The sequence below is a fragment of the Burkholderia sp. AU44665 genome (assembly GCF_030504405.1).
GTDB classification, from domain to species: domain Bacteria; phylum Pseudomonadota; class Gammaproteobacteria; order Burkholderiales; family Burkholderiaceae; genus Burkholderia; species Burkholderia semiarida.
Window position 1 is genome coordinate 1 of the sequence record NZ_JAUJRI010000035.1, and the last position, 17,325, is coordinate 17,325.

Consider the following 17,325-nt stretch of genomic DNA (forward strand, 5'->3'; position numbering starts at 1 on the left):
GTCCGGCCCCGGCGCTGGCCGCCCCGCCAGCCGCGCACGCACGCGTGCGCGGAGTTCGCGCTCGGGCCGCGCGAGCGGCCTCGCGCCGGCGACGTCCGGCTTTCGGTAACCGTCCCTGCGTTCCACCTCCAACTGTCGGCGAATCGACTGCCATCGGGGCCGCCTCATCCCGACGCATAGCGCTGCGTCCCGGCGTTGCAAGGGTGCGCTACGCCGCGTGCTGCGCCCGGTCGGTGCGCCCCCTGCGGGTTCGCACCGCTGCGGCCTTGCCCGCGCCCCTGCAACGCCTCCCCGCGAGCGCTTCCCATGCGTCGAGGCGGCTCCCAATGGCAGCAATTTTTCACCCCGACGCAATGGAGGCTATATGAACGCAGTGACCACCGAAATCCCGGCCCTCGCCCACGACGCGGGCGTTCCCCCCGCACCCCCCGAGGCTCACCGCCAGGCAGACGACGTGCGCGACATTCCGCTTAAACGGCTCGTCGCGTCCCCCTACAACGTGCGGCGCGTGCCTCCGACGGGCATCAAGGAACTCGCGCTCAATATCTGGAAGGTCGGCCTGCTCCAAAACCTGATCGTGCACCCGATGAAGGTCGGGGCGAGGAAGGCGCAGACGTTCGGCGTCGCGGCAGGCGGCCGCCGTCGCCTCGCGCTCGTCTACCTGCTCGAACACGACTACATCCCCGCCGACTACCCGGTGCGCTGCAAAGTCGTGCCGGTCGAGGATGCCGTGCTGCTGTCCGCGACCGAGAACGAAATGCGTGAGCCGATGCACCCCGCCGACGCGTGCGAGGCATACCGGATTCAGGTTGAAGCCGGCCGGTCGATCGAGGAAATCGCGGACCTGTACGGCGTGCACCCGAAAACGGTGCAGCGCCGTCTCAAGCTCGCGCACGTGTCGCCGAAGCTGATCGACCTGTTCCGCGCCGGCGAGCTAAAGCTCGACCAGATGCAGGCGCTTGCGCTGTCTGACAGCCACGCCGAGCAAGAGGCCGCATGGTTCGAAGCCGAGCCGTACAACCGCGACGCGCACGCGATCCGTCGCCGCTTCGTGCGCGACGAACAGTCGTTCGTCAGCAATCGCGTCGCGAAGTTCGTCGGCGTCGAGGCGTTCGAAGCGGCGGGCGGTGCCGTGCGCCGCGACCTTTTCTCCGCAGCCGAGGACGCTTGGTATCGCGATCATGCGCTGATGCTGCGCCTCGCGACCGAGCAACTGGAAGCCCTCGGCGCGTCCGTGCTTGCCGAAGGCTGGGCGTGGGTGAAAGCCATGCCGGAACGCGACCATGCCACCCGGTCGCAGTTCCGCCCGGTGCTGCCGCGTCGAACGGAACCCGCCGATGAGGTGGCGAAAGAACTGGCGGCGATCGATCAGCGGCTGGCCGAGATCGCAGCACTGTATGAAGCCGACGAAATGGACGACGAAACCGCCGAACGGCTGGAATCCGAAGAAGGCGCGTTGACCATGCGTCAGGACGAAATTGAGGGTTCGTTGCTCGTCTACCACCCCGACGACATGGTGCAAGCTGGCGCGCTTCTCTCGCTTGATGCGAACGGCGAGCCCGTGATCGAGCGCGGACTCGTTGCGCGCGAGCCGGCCGGAGATGCGGCGACCGAAAGTGACGAGAATGGTGACGACGATGACGACCACTCGTCAGATGGTCAGCCCGCGCGCGTCGCCGCGCCGGCCGCGAAGGCCGCGAAGGGGCCGCACTCCGAAAGGCTGACGCTGCGCCTGAACGCGCATCGCACGGCGGCCGTTGCCGCCGCCCTTGCGCAGCAGCCGCACGTCGCGCTCGCCGCGCTGGTGCACCGGCTGCTGGCGGGCGAGTACGGTCACAGTACCGAAGGGAGCGCGCTGGACGTGACGTTCCGCGACCACTCCCACAACCTGACGAAGCATGCGCCGGAACTGGACGACGACCTTGCGTTCACGATGCGCCGAGAGCAACGCCGGGTTTGGGGAGGCGTCATCCCGAATGACAGCGACGCACTGCTGCGCTGGCTGATCGAGCAGACCGACGAGCGCCTGCTGCTGATCCTCGCGCAGTACGTCGCGGCGTCCGTGGACAGCTTGCGCCCGGATGAGCGGCCGCACGCGATCAACGCGCTGATCCCGGCGCTCGGGCTGAATCTCGCGGATGCGTGGCAACCGACGAAGGCGGGCTACTTCGATCACGTTTCGAAGGATCGGATTGTGGACGTCGTGAGCGCGGCCGTGTCGCCTTCCGATGCGATGCGCGTGGCGAAGCTCAAGAAGGCGGACGCGGCGACGGAGGCCGAACGGCTGATCGCGGGGCGCGGTTGGTTGCCCGAGCATTTCGCGAAGGCTGAAGTCGTGCGGATGAAGCTGTGGGACGTTCCGGCGAAGGCGTCGGACGCCGAGGAAGCGGAGGCGGACGGTCCTGAGTCGGTTGTGTCGACCGATGACATGCGCGACGACGCGGCCGTAGCGGAAGGCGAAGGCATGCCGCCGCGTGATTGACCTGATCGACGCCAGCGGGTGCGCCGTGCCCGCTGGCGTAGCGTACCGGTCGGCCTCCGTCGGCGGGGCCGGCCGCAGTGATGATCCACTCCCGGAAGTTCTCACTTTCCGATTCTCTGCCGCTCCCGTAAAGGATCACCTTTCCGATGCCGCGCATGCGCGCTCGTCGCTGTGGCGTATGCATTGGCGGCACTCTCTCGACTCGCTGCTCGGGCGTCTCCCTCCGCTTCGCTGCGGGCCGGGCTTTCGCGCTGCGCGTCGAGCCCCGCTGCGCGAGTCTCGCCCCTACGGGCTTCAATCCCTGACGTCTGCGCGCCGTTCCGGCGCTGCGCGCTTCGCTTGCTCGTGAAGTACGCGCCCGCTGCGCGCGGGCGGACAGCAGGTCTAGCGGCCGGCTACGCCGGCCGAGGGGGCGCGGGGCAGGCGTGCCCCGCGCCGTGTGCGTGATCCGGTCGGGGAAACCGTGTGGTTGCGCTCCATCCTTTTGCGCCGGGTTAAGCGCGTGGATCTGCCATTGGGAGCCGCCCCTTTTTCGACGCATAGCGCGGGCAGGCACGGGCGCAAGGGTAAAGGCTGCGCTTCGCTCCGCCCACGTCCTCACCCGTTCGGTGCTCGGCTACGCCTGCGCTCCGCATGCGGCCTCCGGGCGCGCCCTTGCACCCGTGCCTGCCCGCGCTAAACCCGCGTCGAGGCGGCTCCCAATGGCAGATCCACAACCCGACACAAAAGGACGAAACCGTGAGCGCAACCACCCCCGACCGAATCACGCACACACGCGCGGGCGTTCCCCCCGCACCCCCCGAGGCTCACCGCCAGGCAGGCATTCGACACCCGAAAAATCGGCTGCGTGCGACGGCCGCGCACTGGCTCGGGTGCGCTATGGACGCCCCAATTTGCGTCTTGCATCGCTGGACCCGCCCTGATGACGACGCGCGCGCGGTGCGGCTCGAAACCGTGATCGACGGCACCGCAAAGCGCATCACCCTTTTTCGCCAAGCAACCGGTGCGTGGTCGCCGGTTTGGCAATAACCCGGAGACTTACGATGAGCTACCCGACTGACGAACTGATGATCGAAAGTATCACGGAAGGTTTTTTCGCGATTGCGTGTTCCGAAAATGCCGCGCCTTCCATCGCGGTACATCATGGCGACGACGGCGAACTGGCATTTACGCTGCCCACGATTGACTGGACCGCGTGGCAAATCAATGTCGCGATCAAGATCTACGAAAAGGCGTACGCACGGGGCGAGCGCTACGGCGCTGCGAGCGCTCAACGCGTCATCCGTGAAGCACTCGGCATCTTCCATTGACCCATTTGCGGGCGCGCCGAAGCTGGCGCGCCGATCGGAGCGAAAGCGATGAACAACACAACAGTTTTGCATATCGAGCAGATCGAGCGCGCGATCAACATTTGGCGCGCCCGCAAACCGAGCGGAGATGGTGATCCAATCCTGTGCCGCGAAGCGCGGATTCTTGCCGAACCCTACGCGCTGATGATCGTGAACGGCGCTACGCAGATCGACGTGACGCACCTGTCCGACGCGCAACGCGCCGTGTTCGACGGCGCGTTTTCGCTATAACGCATCATCGACGCCACCCGCGTCCGTTATAGCGGGACTTCACAAGGGAGATTTGACATGCGCGCACAGTGGGCGATCACCTACAAGACCGAGACTGGATTCGACGTCGAGATCATCGACGCAGGTAGTTACGAAGAGGCTTGGACTCGTGCGGAATCGCTCTTTGGCTCGCAGTTTGTAGAGGTCGAGCGCGTCGCGTGAGAACCGTGCCCGCATCGACGAGCGCGGATCGCGTCGCCGGGCCGTCCAGCCGGTAGCTGGAACGCACCTTGAATTTGTGTATCCCATGGGATACTGTATAGAATATGAGAATCGAGCAGACAGACGATTTCGCGAATTGGTTGCGCGGCCTACGCGACCACATCGCGCGCGCGCAGATTGCCAAGCGGATCCAACGGCTCGCGCGCGGCCAGTACGGGGACGTGAAATCGGTGGGTGCCGGGGTGAGCGAAATGCGCGTGCACGTCGGCCCCGGCTACCGCGTCTACTTTGTTCAACGAGGCTCAACGCTCGTCGTCCTGCTATGCGGTGGCGACAAGTCAACGCAGCAGCGCGACATTGAGCGCGCTATCGCGCTTTCGGCGCAATTGGGAGATTGACATGGGTATCAAGACAACGCCGTTCGACGCGGCCGAATACCTCGACACACCCGAGGCGCAGGCCGAATATCTGCGGGTTTCGTTCGAGACTGGCGATTCTGCCGACATTCAGGAAGCCATCGGCACTGTGGCGCGTGCGCGCGGCATGACGCAGATTGCGCGCGATGCGGGCGTTGGCCGCGAAAGCCTCTACAAAGCGCTGGACGAGCACGGCAACCCGGAATTCGCGACGATCCTGCGTGTGGTGCGCGCGCTCGGCCTCACTTTGACCGTAACGACGCCTGTACACGAGCACGCCTGAGCCGGGATTTTTGCGCGGCGTCGCGGGCTGGCGGGCGCTCGCCGCTACGCCGCGACCACCCGCCAGCCCGCGACCAATGCGTTAGCCAGTTTGCGCGCTGCGCAAATGAATCGGGGCAATCCCGCTCCGCGCATACTTCGCGCGTCGCCGGATTGCCCCAACTATCACACCGACGCGCCGTCGGCGACAGCGGCTGGCGGCACGCCCTGGGCGGGTTTCGCCGGCACCGGGGTCTCACCCGGTTTCGCGAGTGCGACTTTTACCACCTCGAGCCGCTCTTTCCACTGTTCCGCCGGGATCTCGTCGAGCCCTTCCGCGCGCAACAGCTCGAGCACCGCCTTCTGATTCCGTTCGCGTTCCCTGCGGATCATCTCGCGCTGTTGGTCCTGCAGCTTTTTCAGCTTCGCCGCCGTCCTCGCGATCTCGTCTTCGATCGGTCGCGGCTTGCGCGCTGTCTTCCCTGCATCTGCTGTCATGGCCTCTATCACTCCATCTTGCCCCTCCCCCTTGCCGCGAAGTGTAACGGAATTCGGCCGCGCAACGTAAAGGACTGGGGCCTGATACCCCGCTGTCGCACCGCTGCCCCGCGCCTCATTCGTCGCGGCGCAATTGCCCGCTGCGCGACTCGCGCGCAGCCGCCGGCACCGTCGTTGCCGCCAACGCAACCGTTCCGAGCGCTGATCCGGCGCCCCCGCATTTTTCCTGCTGTCGCCGCGCGGGGCGTCACCCGCGGTTTCGCGCGGCCGCCGCCCCGCGCGGACCACCTAGCCAGAGCGCAATGCTCGCATTGCGCAGCTCGAGCACGGCGGCCGCCACCGTCGCGGCCGCCGGCCCGACCAACCAGCTCGCCGAGCCCCGGCATCGCAACTTTCATGCTGTCGCCGCGCCGGGCGTCGCCCGCGCCATTCCGCGGCCGCCGCCCGGCGCGGACCATCCACCCAGACGCAATGCACGCGTTGCGCAGCTCGAGCGCGGCGGCCGCCAACGTCGCGGCCGCCGCCTCAACCTCCTCGCGCATTTAGTCGACGCCGCCGTGCTTGTGCAGGTGTCGCCGCGCGGGACGGCACCCGCCCATCTCCGCGGGCGCCGCCCCGCGCGGACCACCCCTCCAGTGCCCAATGCATGCATTGCGCAGTCCCAGTTCGGCGGCCGCAAAGTCGCGCCCGCCGAAAACCGGCAAACCAACCGTGCTCACAGCGTTTTCTCTCTGGCTATTGCACGGCGCCCATCTATCCACGACCGAAATCTGCGCACGCCGGCAGGTTTCCCACATACCCACCGGTCCCCGCGCGCCGTTTCCCACAACCAACACCGTTGTGGAAAACGGCGCGCGGCCGACGCTCTTGCGATGTTGATGCATCGCGACGTCGGTCCGGACCCGTGGATATGTGGAAAACCTGCGTGGCATAACCACCCTCGTCGCTCCGAATTTCTCCCAGTCCGCTCCCTGCCTCCGATCATCCTTCCTATTCCGTTTTTTCCCTGTGCTGAACGGATCGACGCTCGCCTACCGTTTCTGCTTTTCTCGTCCGTCCCTCGTGCCAAGGAAATCCTGCAAATCGCGTCTGTGCCTCAACCAGGCGAACGCCTCAATGGAACGAAATCCTCGCTCTTGCTGGCTGCGATGCCGATCGCGACGCCTGCTGAAAAACCGGTGATACCCGGACCCGTCCGGGCATCACCATCCAGATGCCGTTCGTCCGGGGGGCGACCCGTGGGGCAAGCCCCACCCCCCGACCAGACGGTCACACACCACGCAACTCCGTTGCGGGTGCTTAAAGCCTTGCTGCGCAAGCCTTTAAGCGGTAGGACGCCTAAATTAGAGCTATCGCTAAGCTAGAGCCAAAACTCGAAGCCTGAAAAAGCGTATGCCGGTATGACGCCCGTAAAACCCTTTTGTTACCGTTCGAACGTCGATCGGAAGCCAGCCTGACAACGTATATAGGCGTAATACGCCATTGGTGTCACGGTAGTACACCTAAATTCAATGAATATCAGTCTGTCCAGAAAACAACAATTAAATCAGTTATTTAAAGACGCGAGGCAGCTGCTGATGGAGAAAACAACGCGAGCAGCAGAGATCGTCGCTAGTATCGGAAAAACTCCTAGCCGTATGACGAAAAAGCGTAACCATGTGCTAACATCTTCACACGACGGAAGCGCGTATCTGCAGCTCAATCCGCACATAACCACGGCCACAAAAAGGTAAGGATCTCTCGCTACGAGGTCTTCATGCCGCGTCTCAAAACGCCGGGAAAAGGTGCGTCCAAACCCATCTCCTTCAAACTCGATCCCGAGTCGGAGCGCTTCTATCGACGCAAGGCTCAAGAGAACGGTGTTTCGCTGTCCGACTACATTCGCAAGCAGCTTGCGCTCGGCGTCGTCACCGAAAATGTCTCGCTCATCGACCAGCGTCTCAAGGCGCTCATTCAGCAACTGAGTGGGCACATGCCGTCCGATGGCGGCCCCGGCAAGTCCGTCCAGACGCTACCGTCCGAACTGGTTCAAGCGGTGTTCTTCAGCCGCGAAGTCCTGACCAGCATCATCAGCGACAGAAACATCCAGTTCTTCCACCAGGCTCAGGATCGCGCCGAAGCCGCTACCAAGAAACTGCTGGGAGAGAGCAATGGCTGATCAACGCTCCCCCAGCGGACTCGCCACCTTTTCACGAGGAACTGCCCTCTGGTGGCAACAGGCAAAGCTTCTCACCAGTGCGATTGTGGCGGTTGTCATCGCGGCAATTCTCGTCGGTGCGCTGGCCGGCGGTGCATACCTGTACTTCGTCACGTCGGCCGAAACTCGCTATTTGACTATCAAGCACGTTGAGGCGGAAATCCTCACCGTCGTTCCGATGGCCAATCCGAACGTCTCGTTCCATCTCGACAGCGACGACACGGCACTGCCGCCCGCTGCGGCGCTGTCGTTTACCGAGGATGCTGCCGACGAGTTCTTCGTCTATGCGCGCAATGCTGCCCTGTACGCTGTTTTAACCGCTATTGCCGTCACGTTCCTTTCCGTCCTGTTTTGGATGGAGTACGGCCGCGGAAAACTTACCGACAAGCAGGTGCGCGGTGCCAAGCTCGTCAAAGCAAAGGAGCTCATCAAGGAACTGGAGGCTCGAGACGACGCCAGCCCCTATCGCATCGCCGGTGTGCCGATGCGGAAGAAGGCAGAAGTGCTCGGCACCCTCTTTTCTGGTGCCCAAGGCAGTGGCAAGTCCCAGCAGTTTTTTGCGCTGATGGATCAGGTGCGCGCCCGCAAAAAACGGGCGATCGTCTATGACCCATCAGGTGAATTCACCGCTGCGTATTACCGCGAAGGGAAGGACGTCATCCTGAATCCGCTCGACGCGCGTAGCCCGAACTGGAATGCCTGGCGCGAAATCCAAAGCGAGATCCATTACGACGGGCTGGCTGAGGGGCTCATCCCGATTCCGCCGAATGTCGCCGACCCATTCTTCGCGATTGCGGGGCGCATGGTTTTCAAGGGAGCGATTCGTGCGCTTGGCGGCGACAACAAACGAACCAACGCAGCGCTGTACAAGGCCATCGCCCATAGCAATCTCGAGGAATTGCACGCGATCCTAGCGAGCGAGTCTGCGGCGACCTACGTCGATCCAGTCACTGAGCGTACGGGCATGAGCCTCAAGATGACCGTGCAGAACCAGCTCGATTGCTTTCGTTACCTGCACGACGAAGGCGAGCCATTTTCGATCCGAGAATGGATCCAGAATGAGGATGAAGACGACGATTCCTGGCTGTTCATTACCGTCAACGAGGAGCAGAAAACCGCCCTGCTTCCGCTCATCAGCCTCTGGTGTGATATCGCCATCCGCTCGCTGCTGACGCTCAAGCCGATTCATCGCGAACGTCTCTGGTACTTCTACGACGAGCTCCCCACTCTGCAAAAGCTCGAGATCATGAAGCTCGCCGTTACCAACATTCGGAAGTACGGCGGTTGCTTCGTACTCGGCATCCAGGACTTTTCCCAACTCTTCCAGATCTACGGCGAGCACTTGGCGCGCACGATCATCTCCGGATGCCAGACCAAGCTCCTGTTGCGCGTGACCGATGGTGACGCGGCCAAGGCGTTGGCCAACGCGATCGGTCAGGCCGACCTCGACGAAAAGGAGGAAAGCCTGAATCTCGGCATCGACGAGCGGCGCGACGGCATGAGCGTTTTTGCGCGACGCAATCTCCGCGATCTCGTCCTCTCATCAGAAATCCTGCACCTGCCCGACATGCAGGGCTATCTGGTCACGCCGAGCGACTATCCGGTTGCCCGGGTCAAGTACGAGTACGTCCCCCATCCCCAAACGGTGACGCCCTTCATCCCGCGCCAAACGTACGATCTCTGGCTTCCGGCAGGCGCTGCAGCTGACCGTCCGGCTGCGCCGGAGAGACAATCGACTGCGCTACCTTCCCCGCCCAGCCCGACGGCGAGGTCCGGCAGCGACCCGTCCCCGTCCCACTCCCCGTCACCCAATCCTTCCGGCGCACCGACCACGGCCGCCGAGGATTCGGCGACCAACGCCGCTTCGGCCGGTCCGGCTGTCGGTGCCCCCGCGCCGAACACTTCTGGCTGCGTAGCACGACCGTCCAATGTGATTTCGCTGTCGACTGGCGAAATCGTCGACGGTGACACCGGCGAAGTTCACAGTACGTCGGCTCCCCGCGAGCCAGTCACCGGCGAACGGCCCACCGGCCGCGCCGGTCTCGGCGACTTGTTGGGGTGACGCGCGATGATGAGCATGCATAATGTCGGCAGCGCCGGCCAGGCGCTCCACTATTTTTCGAAAGATAACTACTACACCACCGATCAGGGACTCGAGCATTCAGCCTGGTTCGGCAAGGGGGCGGCCACCCTAGGTCTGAACGGGCAAGTCGATCGCAACGTTTTTTTCAAGCTGCTGTCTGGGCAGGTCGGCGATCAGCAACTCGGTCGCGTCGTCCTGGACGAGAATGGCGAGCCCGAGGTTGTGCATCGACCCGGCATCGACTTGACCTTTTCGGCGCCGAAGAGCGTCAGTATTGCCGCAGAAGTTTTCGATGATCGCGAGGTCCGCCTCGCGCATGAAGAGGCTGTCAAGGAGGCGCTCGAGTACGTCGAGGCGTATGTGGCCCAGGCGCGCAAAACGGTCGATGGCCAGACGCTGGTGGAGCCGACCGGCAATGTAGTAGCCGCCCTCTTTCGACACAACACGAGCCGAGATCTCGACCCCGATACGCATACCCACGCCCTCGTCATGAACGCGACCCAACGCGCGGATGGCGAATGGCGATCGCTGACCAATGACGAGTTGTACGTGCAGCAGAAGGTGATCGGGGCAATCTACACGTCCTCGCTAGCGCGCGGGTTGCAGAAGCGCGGCTATGCCATCACGGCACCCGACGAGAACGGGAATTTCGAACTGGTCGGCGTCACTCGAGAGCAGATCGAACACTTCAGCCAGCGCTCGGCAGCGCGCGATCGATGGCTGCGGGCCAACGGAATCGATCCTGCAAACGCCACGGCCGCCGAGAAGGAGCGTGCAGTGCTCGCGACCCGCGAACGCAAGGTCGGCGTCGACCATGAGGCCTTGTCGGTTCAATGGCGTGAGCGCGCACAAGCAGTCGGCCTCGACTACAGCGTCATCCAGCAGAAGGCACGGGAGGCGCGGGAAGCGGGAACGGATGCACGGGTCGTCAAGTTGTCCGGTATTGAAGCCCTACGGTTCGCTGCGTCTCACCTCGGTGAGCGCGAAATCGTGCTGAACCAATATGACCTCGTCCAGACCGCGCTCGAACATGCGGTCGGCCGAACGTCTCCGAATCAAATTCTCGATGCCTACAAAAAGCTGGTCCATCAAGGCAAGATCGTCGACCTTCCGGACGGCAACATTACCACCGAGAAGATGCTCAACACGGAGCGCTGGACGGTCGAGAACGCGCTCGCGCAGCGAGATGCGACGCCGCCGATCGCGCCTGCCGAATTAGTCCGGTCCAAAATCGAACAGGCCATCGCCACCGCGCGTGCGGAGCGGAACGATCCCACCTTCGACTACACCCCCGGCCAGCGAGGCGCGATCGAGCATGCGCTGACGAGCAGAGACCGGATCGTCGCGGTGCAGGGGCTCGCCGGCGTGGGCAAAACCACGATGGTCAAGGGAACAGTCCAGGTCGCGCACGAGCAGGGTTGGCTTGTACGAGGGATGGCCGCAACCGGCCAGGCTGCCAAGCAGCTCGAGAACGACTCCGGTATCCAGGCCGATACGGTTACGATGTTCGAGATTCATGAGCAGCGGCGCCAGGATGATTTGAAGGTCCTGCGCGAGTATGTGCCGGACCTATCACGAGAGCGCGAGCTCTGGCTCGTCGACGAGTCATCATTCCTCGCCCAACGGCAAATGGCTCGCCTATTTAAGATGGCGGATCGAGCGGATGCGAAGGTCATCCTCCTTGGCGACCGCCTCCAGCTGCAGGCCATCGAGGCGGGCAAACCGTTTGAGATCCTGCAGGACGAGGGCGTGGCCACCGCTCAGATGACCCAGATCCAGCGCCAGAAGAATCCCGAGCTGCAGCAGGCAGTCGCGATCACCGTGGGCACCGCCGACCTTGCAACGGATGAGCCCCTCACCGACCTGAACCTCCTACGTAACGCTCGCGCCTTCGACTTTCTCGAGCAAGCTGGGCGCGTGACGGAACACGAGGATCCGGGAGACCTGATCGACCTGTTGGCGCGCCAGTACGTCGACCGGGGACCACGAAGAAATCAGACGATCATCATCACCCCGTTTAACGAGGACCGCGTCGAAATCAACAATGCGGTTCGGGCGGAGCTGCAGGAGCGTGGCGAGCTCGATGTCAACGACTCGGCACACACCATCTTCCGGTCCGACGGAGATATGACCCGGGCCAAGCAGAAGGAGGCGCAGTACTACACCAAGGATATGACAGTCCGGTTCGGTCGAGACTATCAGAAAATACTCGCCTCCCGCGGCGAATACATGCGCGTTGTGGGCACTCGACCCGACGAGGGTATCGTCGTTCTGCGGAAGTCCGACGGGTCTCTAATGGAATGGGAACCGAAGAAGTACAACCGGGTGGAGGTGTATCTCTCGGAAACGAGGAATCTCGCCGCGCGTGACGTCATTCGCTTCACCCGCGGCGACGAGCTCGTCAAGAATGGTCACGAGGCGACCGTCGTCTCTGTCAACGAGAACCAGGCGGTCCTGCGGCTCGCGGATGGCAAGGAAATTCCTTGGGATCTCGACGAGCAGCGTCATTGGGATCACGCGTATGCGGTGACGGTTCACGCAGGCCAAGGCGCGACCCGCGAGCAAGCCATGCTGCATATCCCGTCACACAAAATGGAGCGTGGTCCGGAAGATGCTCGGCGCCAGTCAGACGTCGCGATGACGGTGCGTAGGATCTTCGGCGACCGGAGCTTCTATGTCGGGCTCACCCGGGCGGTCGAGGATCTCCAGATTTTCACGACCGACGCAATTCTCGCTCGAGCGGCCGTCTCACGCCACCAGGACAAGTCAAGCGCCATCGAGACGCTGCGTGAGCATGAGTTGGGCGAGCAGGCGAATACCCAGCCGCAGCGCCAGCGACGTCAACAAGCTGCGCAACAGATGCAGATCGAGCCGGACTAAGGTTGCGGCGCGCGCCGGCGACGCACGCTGTTCCATCGCCTCGCCGCTACGGTTATAGGGACGTTGCTCGGTCGCCGGCGCGTTGCGCGTTCAGATTAAATCAGATCGAAAGAATTCTGTTGGAGTCTCGAATATACCTTTCTATTTGTTGACATCTGTTCGCCGCGGGAACCTCCGTATTGCAAAGCAGTAAAGAATTCCAAATCGATGTCGATATCATCGTGTAGGATCAGCAGCGGTACTATTTCCCCGTGCACCTGCGGTCTCGCGATGTAGTAGAAATTTCAACTAGAACCACATCGTATGTTTGTGAAAAACAATAAATTTATGTGTAGAGGGCCGAAGGCGGTGATTCCACGAGTCACCTTCGTTTCGATTTTTGTAATAATTTTCATGATATCTGCGGGAAAAGTTATGTCAAGTTCAAATCGCAGCAGACCTCACGAATCCAGGGAATTCTGGATGGAGAAACTCGGTCTGGAGCCTCATCCGGAAGGAGGCTATTTTAGATACGCGTTTGGTTCTGACATTTATCGAAAAACGGCGAGCGGCGCTGAAAGGAAAAATTATAGTGGAATCTATTTCATGGTGACCCATGATAGCCCGTCGCACCTCCATCAGATGATATCCGATGAAATATGGTACTACCACTCTGGCGACCCACTCACCATGCACGTCATCGATGAAGCGGGAGCATATCGGACGGTCCGTCTCGGCCCGAACGTGGAACATGGGGAGGTACTTTCTGTAGTTATGCGCGGAGGGTGGATTTTCGGGGCGTCGGTCGATTCAGGTGATTACACTTTGGTCAGTTGCGCTGTTGTGCCGGGATTTGACGATGCTGATTATAGAATTCTTACTCAGTCCGAGTTGCTGGGAAAGTATCCACAATATCGAGATATCATAATGAAGATGGCGTATCAGAATCTGCCAAAGTGACGTAAGTGTTCGGTTTTCCAAGGTAGGCCGGTGGTGCTTTTGGTTGTTTGGCGGATAGATTTTGAACAGGCGCAATTATGGTGACGGCAAATAGTATCCCGAGATGCCAGGTAGAGGCGATTCTTCCGAAGGATGGTGAAAAGCGATTTTCGGTCGCGAGAGTGCGCGTGAATGATACGGGTATTTCGATGAAGCTACCCGTTGGTGAACTGTTAGAGGCGGATTGGATCGGCAAATTCTCTGCCAATGATGTCGCATTGCTCGCTACGGTAAATGCCAACGACGTCAATATCCAGAACATCACCGAGCGAGTGCCGCACTTCCCTTACGGGATTATTTATCTTACGGCACTTTTCAGCGTGATGTTGGTCACTACCAATTTAATTGGAGATAGTATCACCACCATCAACCTGCCGTTCCTGCAGGGGTACAGCGTCCTCTTTCCAACCGCGCTGGTCGTTTTTCCGTTGACGTATTGCTTTGGGGCTTGCATAACGGAGACGTATGGATTTGTTGTAAGTCGCCATGTGATATGGGGTGCGTTTTTAGTGAACATCCCGGTTATTCTGATTATTCTGTCGCTCGAGAAGGCGGGATGGCTGGGCGGTAGCGTTCTCGGAGTGTCCCATCAAATGATGAGGGCGCTGGGCGCGTCGGCTGTCGGCTACTTCGCAGGCGAGTTATCTAATTCGCTGGTCGTATCTAGGCTGAAGATCGCACTAAGAGGCCGCGCCCTGATTCTTCGTTTTCTTGCGGCCAATGCAGTCGGAGCAGTCGTCGATAGCGTTCTATTTGGGACACTATTGTTCTACGGCGTTGTGCCGATGACTGTGCTTCTCAAGATCGTGCTTGCACAAATTACGATAAAGATGTTGTACGAAATGGCGTTCTCTGTCTTGTTTTCCAGAATCGTTCTCTGGATAAAGTCGCGTGATGGTGTCGATCATTACGACTATAAGGTGAATTTCATTCGGAGCTAGCGCCCATTATAATTTCGACAACTTTTCCGATGATCGCTTGCTCATTTATCAATATGGGCCGGCGCTTTGAGGTTGATTCTATGTCGTAACCGATGAGTTTTTCGCCATCCGTCAACTTGACGAAGGTGTAAGTTTGTTCACCTACTTCGACAAATGCAAAATCGCCTGAATCAAGAGAAGCATAATCTCCGATGACAAGGATGGCATTGTGCGGAAGCGGTTCAGTGCGGCTCTTGGGGGCGAGTGCAATCGCAAATCGACTCGAATTTGCGTTCGATACCCTGATCCACAGCTGACCGTGGCGCGGCGCCGCGGATACTTTTCGCGCGTCGCGCAGACTCCGCTGCTCATAGACAGGCACGAACCCCCTGCTCTCTTCGCCGAAGAGGGACGACATCGGAACGGCGAAAAACCGGGCGATTGCCGAAATCGTGCTCAGTCTCGGATCGATAGTTTCACCCGATAACAGGCGGCTGAGCGTGCCCCGGTCAAGATCGATCGCGCGCGACAGTTCCGAGTCATTGACGCCGGCCTCCTGCTGCAAATGTTTGACCGTTGCCACAAACGTGGCCGCTAGGCTTGCAAGTTCTTCCTTTTTCTTCACGCGCTATGCCCGACCCTAATTTTTGTTCAACGAAGGAGTTGAAAATTTTCAACATCCTGTTACAGTTGGTAACGTCGTTTGCTGGTCGACCGATCGGCGCTGGTCAGGGTGGGAGGACAAGACCGTAGTCTCCCGCTGCGCCTTGCAAAATATGTTGTTTTGCAATGCAACTCATGATCTAATGCAGTGCAATACAGGTGATGTTGGTAGAAATTGAATCGAACCATCCGAATCGGTAGCTATCGCTTTACTATCCTCCAGTTGAGCACATTGGAGGGTGGGTTGAGCAAGATTACTGAGGCGGAATTTCGGGATGCCGCGAAGAACAACGCTATCAAGCATGCATCGGTTTTGCGTACGGATAGGGGCTATCTCTTCGTCGTCGAACTGTCTTGGAAAGAGGGCTTGCACACGTTGTATACGTTCCGCAATGAACCGAGGACATGGGCAAGCCTGGATAGCATGATGAAGTACTTTGAGAAGCACGAGCTGAACGTTAACGTGATCACCCTGCAGTGGAATCCAAAGGGATGAGCGGTACGAACCTGGTAGATCCAGGTAGCGGCAGTCGCCAGGTTTACCGATGCGAAGTCGGCCCGGCCTCTGAGCCGCTCGCGCGAAAGCGTAATGAGTTCTGAGCGCTGCCCACGTGTGACTAGCTGTTCTGTACGCGATCTTGGTCAATTGACCGCCGTGGGTTTTGAAGTGAACAAAAAAACATGTGCGGCGCTTCGAATATCGTCACGTCGCAGATTCGGAAAGTCTCCGAACATTCATGTCTGTGTTGTGCAGTTGTAGTTAATTAAGACGGACATACAGGGTGCGCCAACACCCCATATGTCCTGACCACAAGCAAATAGCTGGGAAAGCTGAGAGAGACCACTCGTGGCTACAGATATTGTACGTCAATCCTTCGGGGTTGACGCGTTCGATGCGTCCCTTTTTAAGGCGACGGCGATACGCCTTGTCCACCGCACTGGAATATCACGCGCGAGCAAGACATTCGATCGCTGTTCCGCGTCAAACCTCCTCCGCAGCGGCGTGTCTTGCCCTGCGGGTTCGGTGTCACGCATCTATTCGGACAGACCCCCTTTTTGCTCCATGTTGCTCTTTCGGTACGAGCAGCTTTCGCTCGTATCCCGCCTGTCGCTTTCTTCTCTCAGTGCCTCGACTGCAGGCGGTCTCGTAGCGTTTCGGGGCAACCCGATACGCTACGTTTTTTATTCCGTGCGTCGCCACTCATCGCGTGCGATGCGCACCTTCTGCGTGGCAGTTGCTGCCACGATCGCCCTGCTCGCTTCTCCGCCAGCAACCGCGGACGTTTGCGAGGGCAATATCTTCAATGAGGCTGCAGCCCTCTATCACCTCGATCCCGATCTCCTGCGGGCGATAACCTGGGTCGAATCCCGTGGCGTGCCCGGCGCCATTGGGCCGCGCTTGCCGGACGGCCACAGGGCATGGGGGGCAGCGCAAATCAACGATATCCATCTTCCCGAGCTCGTCAGCTACGGCGTCACCCAACGCGACCTCCTGAACCCCTGCGTGAACCTCAAGCTCAGCGCGTGGGTGCTCGCCAACTGCATCCAGGCCAAGGGCGCGACCTGGGCCGCCGTCGGTTGCTACAACACAGGGCCCAGTTCCACGAACATCGCCGCCCAGGCGCGCTATGTCCGGCTGGTGCAGCGTGCATATGCGGGCTATCGCGCCCAGTCGGCGCTCGGCAAGGTCGCCGAAGGAGGCGCGCGATGATGCGCCTCGTCCCTCTTCTTGGCCTGATTGTCGGGACCCTTGCTCAAGCCTGCTTTGCGTCTTCCCGTCTTCCGGACTACGACGTCACGCAGATCGGCGAACCCGGCTCCGGCCGCTACGTGTTCTGTTCCGGCGACTCGTGCCCTGAACCGACAATCAAGCACCTCGCGGCGCCGGCGCCCGTCGTTCAAGAGAATCTATCGCTCCCTGTATTGGCTGCAGAAACCCGGCCCATTCAAGCGTTTTCCACGCCGATCGCCAAGCGCCACCGATCCCTGCACGCGCGAATCCGACATGTCCACCGAGTCGCGAAGGTGGCGAATCGAACGCTTTGCACCGCGGGCACCGCGGTCGGGACGGCGTCTAAGCACCTGGCGGGCCGTTAGTCCGCGCAGCTCACCGATTCACCACTCGACCAAGGAGGAAACGCGATAGTAAGTAATCCGTAATACAAG

At 60.7% G+C, this 17,325-nt stretch carries 16 protein-coding genes; 14 read left to right on the forward strand and 2 right to left on the reverse strand.

Going from position 1 to position 17,325, the window contains the following annotated elements; genetic code table 11:
• Positions 1–364: 364 nt before the first annotated feature.
• The 6 genes from QZM15_RS32530 (at position 365) to QZM15_RS32555 (ending at position 4,962) form a co-directional block, all read left to right on the forward strand.
• The gene (locus QZM15_RS32530; protein WP_109343330.1) at positions 365–2,482 is read left to right on the forward strand and encodes a ParB/RepB/Spo0J family partition protein; all 2,118 of its coding nucleotides are present in this window, start codon (positions 365–367) and stop codon (positions 2,480–2,482) included.
• A 1,043-nt stretch (positions 2,483–3,525) separates the two neighbouring features.
• Entirely contained in the window at positions 3,526–3,792 is a 267-nt protein-coding gene (locus QZM15_RS32535) for a hypothetical protein (protein ID WP_109343328.1), read from the forward strand.
• A gap of 48 nt (positions 3,793–3,840) precedes the next feature.
• On the forward strand, positions 3,841–4,062 hold the full coding sequence (locus tag QZM15_RS32540) for a DUF3717 domain-containing protein (RefSeq protein WP_109343327.1): 222 nt from the start codon (positions 3,841–3,843) through the stop codon (positions 4,060–4,062).
• Between the two features lie 57 nt (positions 4,063–4,119).
• Positions 4,120–4,263, forward strand: a complete 144-nt coding sequence (locus tag QZM15_RS32545; protein WP_163125531.1) for a hypothetical protein — start codon at positions 4,120–4,122, stop codon at positions 4,261–4,263.
• A gap of 104 nt (positions 4,264–4,367) precedes the next feature.
• Positions 4,368–4,661, forward strand: coding sequence for a type II toxin-antitoxin system RelE/ParE family toxin (locus QZM15_RS32550; RefSeq protein ID WP_109343326.1), 294 nt, complete (start codon positions 4,368–4,370; stop codon positions 4,659–4,661).
• Between the two features lies 1 nt (position 4,662).
• Positions 4,663–4,962, forward strand: a complete 300-nt coding sequence (locus tag QZM15_RS32555; protein WP_011695198.1) for an addiction module antidote protein — start codon at positions 4,663–4,665, stop codon at positions 4,960–4,962.
• 164 nt (positions 4,963–5,126) lie between these two features.
• Here QZM15_RS32555 and QZM15_RS32560 read toward each other — a convergent pair whose 3' ends face one another.
• The gene (locus QZM15_RS32560; RefSeq protein ID WP_109343349.1) at positions 5,127–5,438 is read right to left on the reverse strand and encodes a hypothetical protein; all 312 of its coding nucleotides are present in this window, start codon (positions 5,436–5,438) and stop codon (positions 5,127–5,129) included.
• Between the two features lie 1,756 nt (positions 5,439–7,194).
• On the opposite strand from QZM15_RS32560, the gene QZM15_RS32565 reads away from it, so the two are divergent.
• From QZM15_RS32565 to QZM15_RS32585, 5 genes are all read left to right on the forward strand, one after another.
• The gene (locus QZM15_RS32565; RefSeq protein WP_011695200.1) at positions 7,195–7,596 is read left to right on the forward strand and encodes a hypothetical protein; all 402 of its coding nucleotides are present in this window, start codon (positions 7,195–7,197) and stop codon (positions 7,594–7,596) included.
• Entirely contained in the window at positions 7,589–9,697 is a 2,109-nt protein-coding gene (locus QZM15_RS32570; RefSeq protein WP_109343325.1) for a type IV secretion system DNA-binding domain-containing protein, read from the forward strand. The genes QZM15_RS32565 and QZM15_RS32570 overlap by 8 nt, the downstream gene beginning before the upstream one ends.
• A gap of 6 nt (positions 9,698–9,703) precedes the next feature.
• The gene (gene mobF / locus QZM15_RS32575; protein WP_109343324.1) at positions 9,704–12,598 is read left to right on the forward strand and encodes a MobF family relaxase; all 2,895 of its coding nucleotides are present in this window, start codon (positions 9,704–9,706) and stop codon (positions 12,596–12,598) included.
• 462 nt (positions 12,599–13,060) lie between these two features.
• Entirely contained in the window at positions 13,061–13,537 is a 477-nt protein-coding gene (locus QZM15_RS32580; protein ID WP_226094265.1) for a cupin domain-containing protein, read from the forward strand.
• A 188-nt stretch (positions 13,538–13,725) separates the two neighbouring features.
• The gene (locus QZM15_RS32585; protein WP_226094266.1) at positions 13,726–14,517 is read left to right on the forward strand and encodes a VUT family protein; all 792 of its coding nucleotides are present in this window, start codon (positions 13,726–13,728) and stop codon (positions 14,515–14,517) included.
• Here the strand turns inward: QZM15_RS32585 and QZM15_RS32590 are convergent.
• Positions 14,504–15,121, reverse strand: a complete 618-nt coding sequence (locus QZM15_RS32590; protein ID WP_109343322.1) for a helix-turn-helix transcriptional regulator — start codon at positions 15,119–15,121, stop codon at positions 14,504–14,506. The genes QZM15_RS32585 and QZM15_RS32590 overlap by 14 nt on opposite strands.
• 282 nt (positions 15,122–15,403) lie before the next feature.
• Between QZM15_RS32590 and QZM15_RS32595 the strand changes: the two genes are divergently transcribed.
• From QZM15_RS32595 to QZM15_RS32605, 3 genes are all read left to right on the forward strand, one after another.
• Positions 15,404–15,655, forward strand: coding sequence for a hypothetical protein (locus QZM15_RS32595; protein ID WP_034192245.1), 252 nt, complete (start codon positions 15,404–15,406; stop codon positions 15,653–15,655).
• A 567-nt stretch (positions 15,656–16,222) separates the two neighbouring features.
• A complete protein-coding gene (locus QZM15_RS32600) occupies positions 16,223–16,870 on the forward strand; it encodes a lytic transglycosylase domain-containing protein (protein ID WP_226094267.1) in 648 nt (215 codons plus the stop codon).
• On the forward strand, positions 16,867–17,256 hold the full coding sequence (locus QZM15_RS32605; protein ID WP_109343320.1) for a hypothetical protein: 390 nt from the start codon (positions 16,867–16,869) through the stop codon (positions 17,254–17,256). Before QZM15_RS32600 ends, QZM15_RS32605 begins: the two co-directional genes overlap by 4 nt.
• The last annotated feature ends 69 nt before the right edge of the window (positions 17,257–17,325 follow it).

What these genes read in the sequence shown, in the direction of transcription:
- QZM15_RS32530 (WP_109343330.1), top strand. Translation starts at nt 365, where the DNA reads ATGAACGCAGTGACCACCGAAATCCCGGCCCTCGCCCACGACGCGGGC.
- QZM15_RS32535 (WP_109343328.1), top strand. Translation starts at nt 3,526, where the DNA reads ATGAGCTACCCGACTGACGAACTGATGATCGAAAGTATCACGGAAGGT.
- QZM15_RS32540 (WP_109343327.1), top strand. Translation starts at nt 3,841, where the DNA reads ATGAACAACACAACAGTTTTGCATATCGAGCAGATCGAGCGCGCGATC.
- QZM15_RS32545 (WP_163125531.1), top strand. Translation starts at nt 4,120, where the DNA reads ATGCGCGCACAGTGGGCGATCACCTACAAGACCGAGACTGGATTCGAC.
- QZM15_RS32550 (WP_109343326.1), top strand. Translation starts at nt 4,368, where the DNA reads ATGAGAATCGAGCAGACAGACGATTTCGCGAATTGGTTGCGCGGCCTA.
- QZM15_RS32555 (WP_011695198.1), top strand. Translation starts at nt 4,663, where the DNA reads ATGGGTATCAAGACAACGCCGTTCGACGCGGCCGAATACCTCGACACA.
- QZM15_RS32560 (WP_109343349.1), bottom strand. Translation starts at nt 5,438, where the DNA reads ATGACAGCAGATGCAGGGAAGACAGCGCGCAAGCCGCGACCGATCGAA.
- QZM15_RS32565 (WP_011695200.1), top strand. Translation starts at nt 7,195, where the DNA reads ATGCCGCGTCTCAAAACGCCGGGAAAAGGTGCGTCCAAACCCATCTCC.
- QZM15_RS32570 (WP_109343325.1), top strand. Translation starts at nt 7,589, where the DNA reads ATGGCTGATCAACGCTCCCCCAGCGGACTCGCCACCTTTTCACGAGGA.
- mobF (WP_109343324.1), top strand. Translation starts at nt 9,704, where the DNA reads ATGATGAGCATGCATAATGTCGGCAGCGCCGGCCAGGCGCTCCACTAT.
- QZM15_RS32580 (WP_226094265.1), top strand. Translation starts at nt 13,061, where the DNA reads ATGGAGAAACTCGGTCTGGAGCCTCATCCGGAAGGAGGCTATTTTAGA.
- QZM15_RS32585 (WP_226094266.1), top strand. Translation starts at nt 13,726, where the DNA reads ATGAAGCTACCCGTTGGTGAACTGTTAGAGGCGGATTGGATCGGCAAA.
- QZM15_RS32600 (WP_226094267.1), top strand. Translation starts at nt 16,223, where the DNA reads ATGTTGCTCTTTCGGTACGAGCAGCTTTCGCTCGTATCCCGCCTGTCG.
- QZM15_RS32605 (WP_109343320.1), top strand. Translation starts at nt 16,867, where the DNA reads ATGATGCGCCTCGTCCCTCTTCTTGGCCTGATTGTCGGGACCCTTGCT.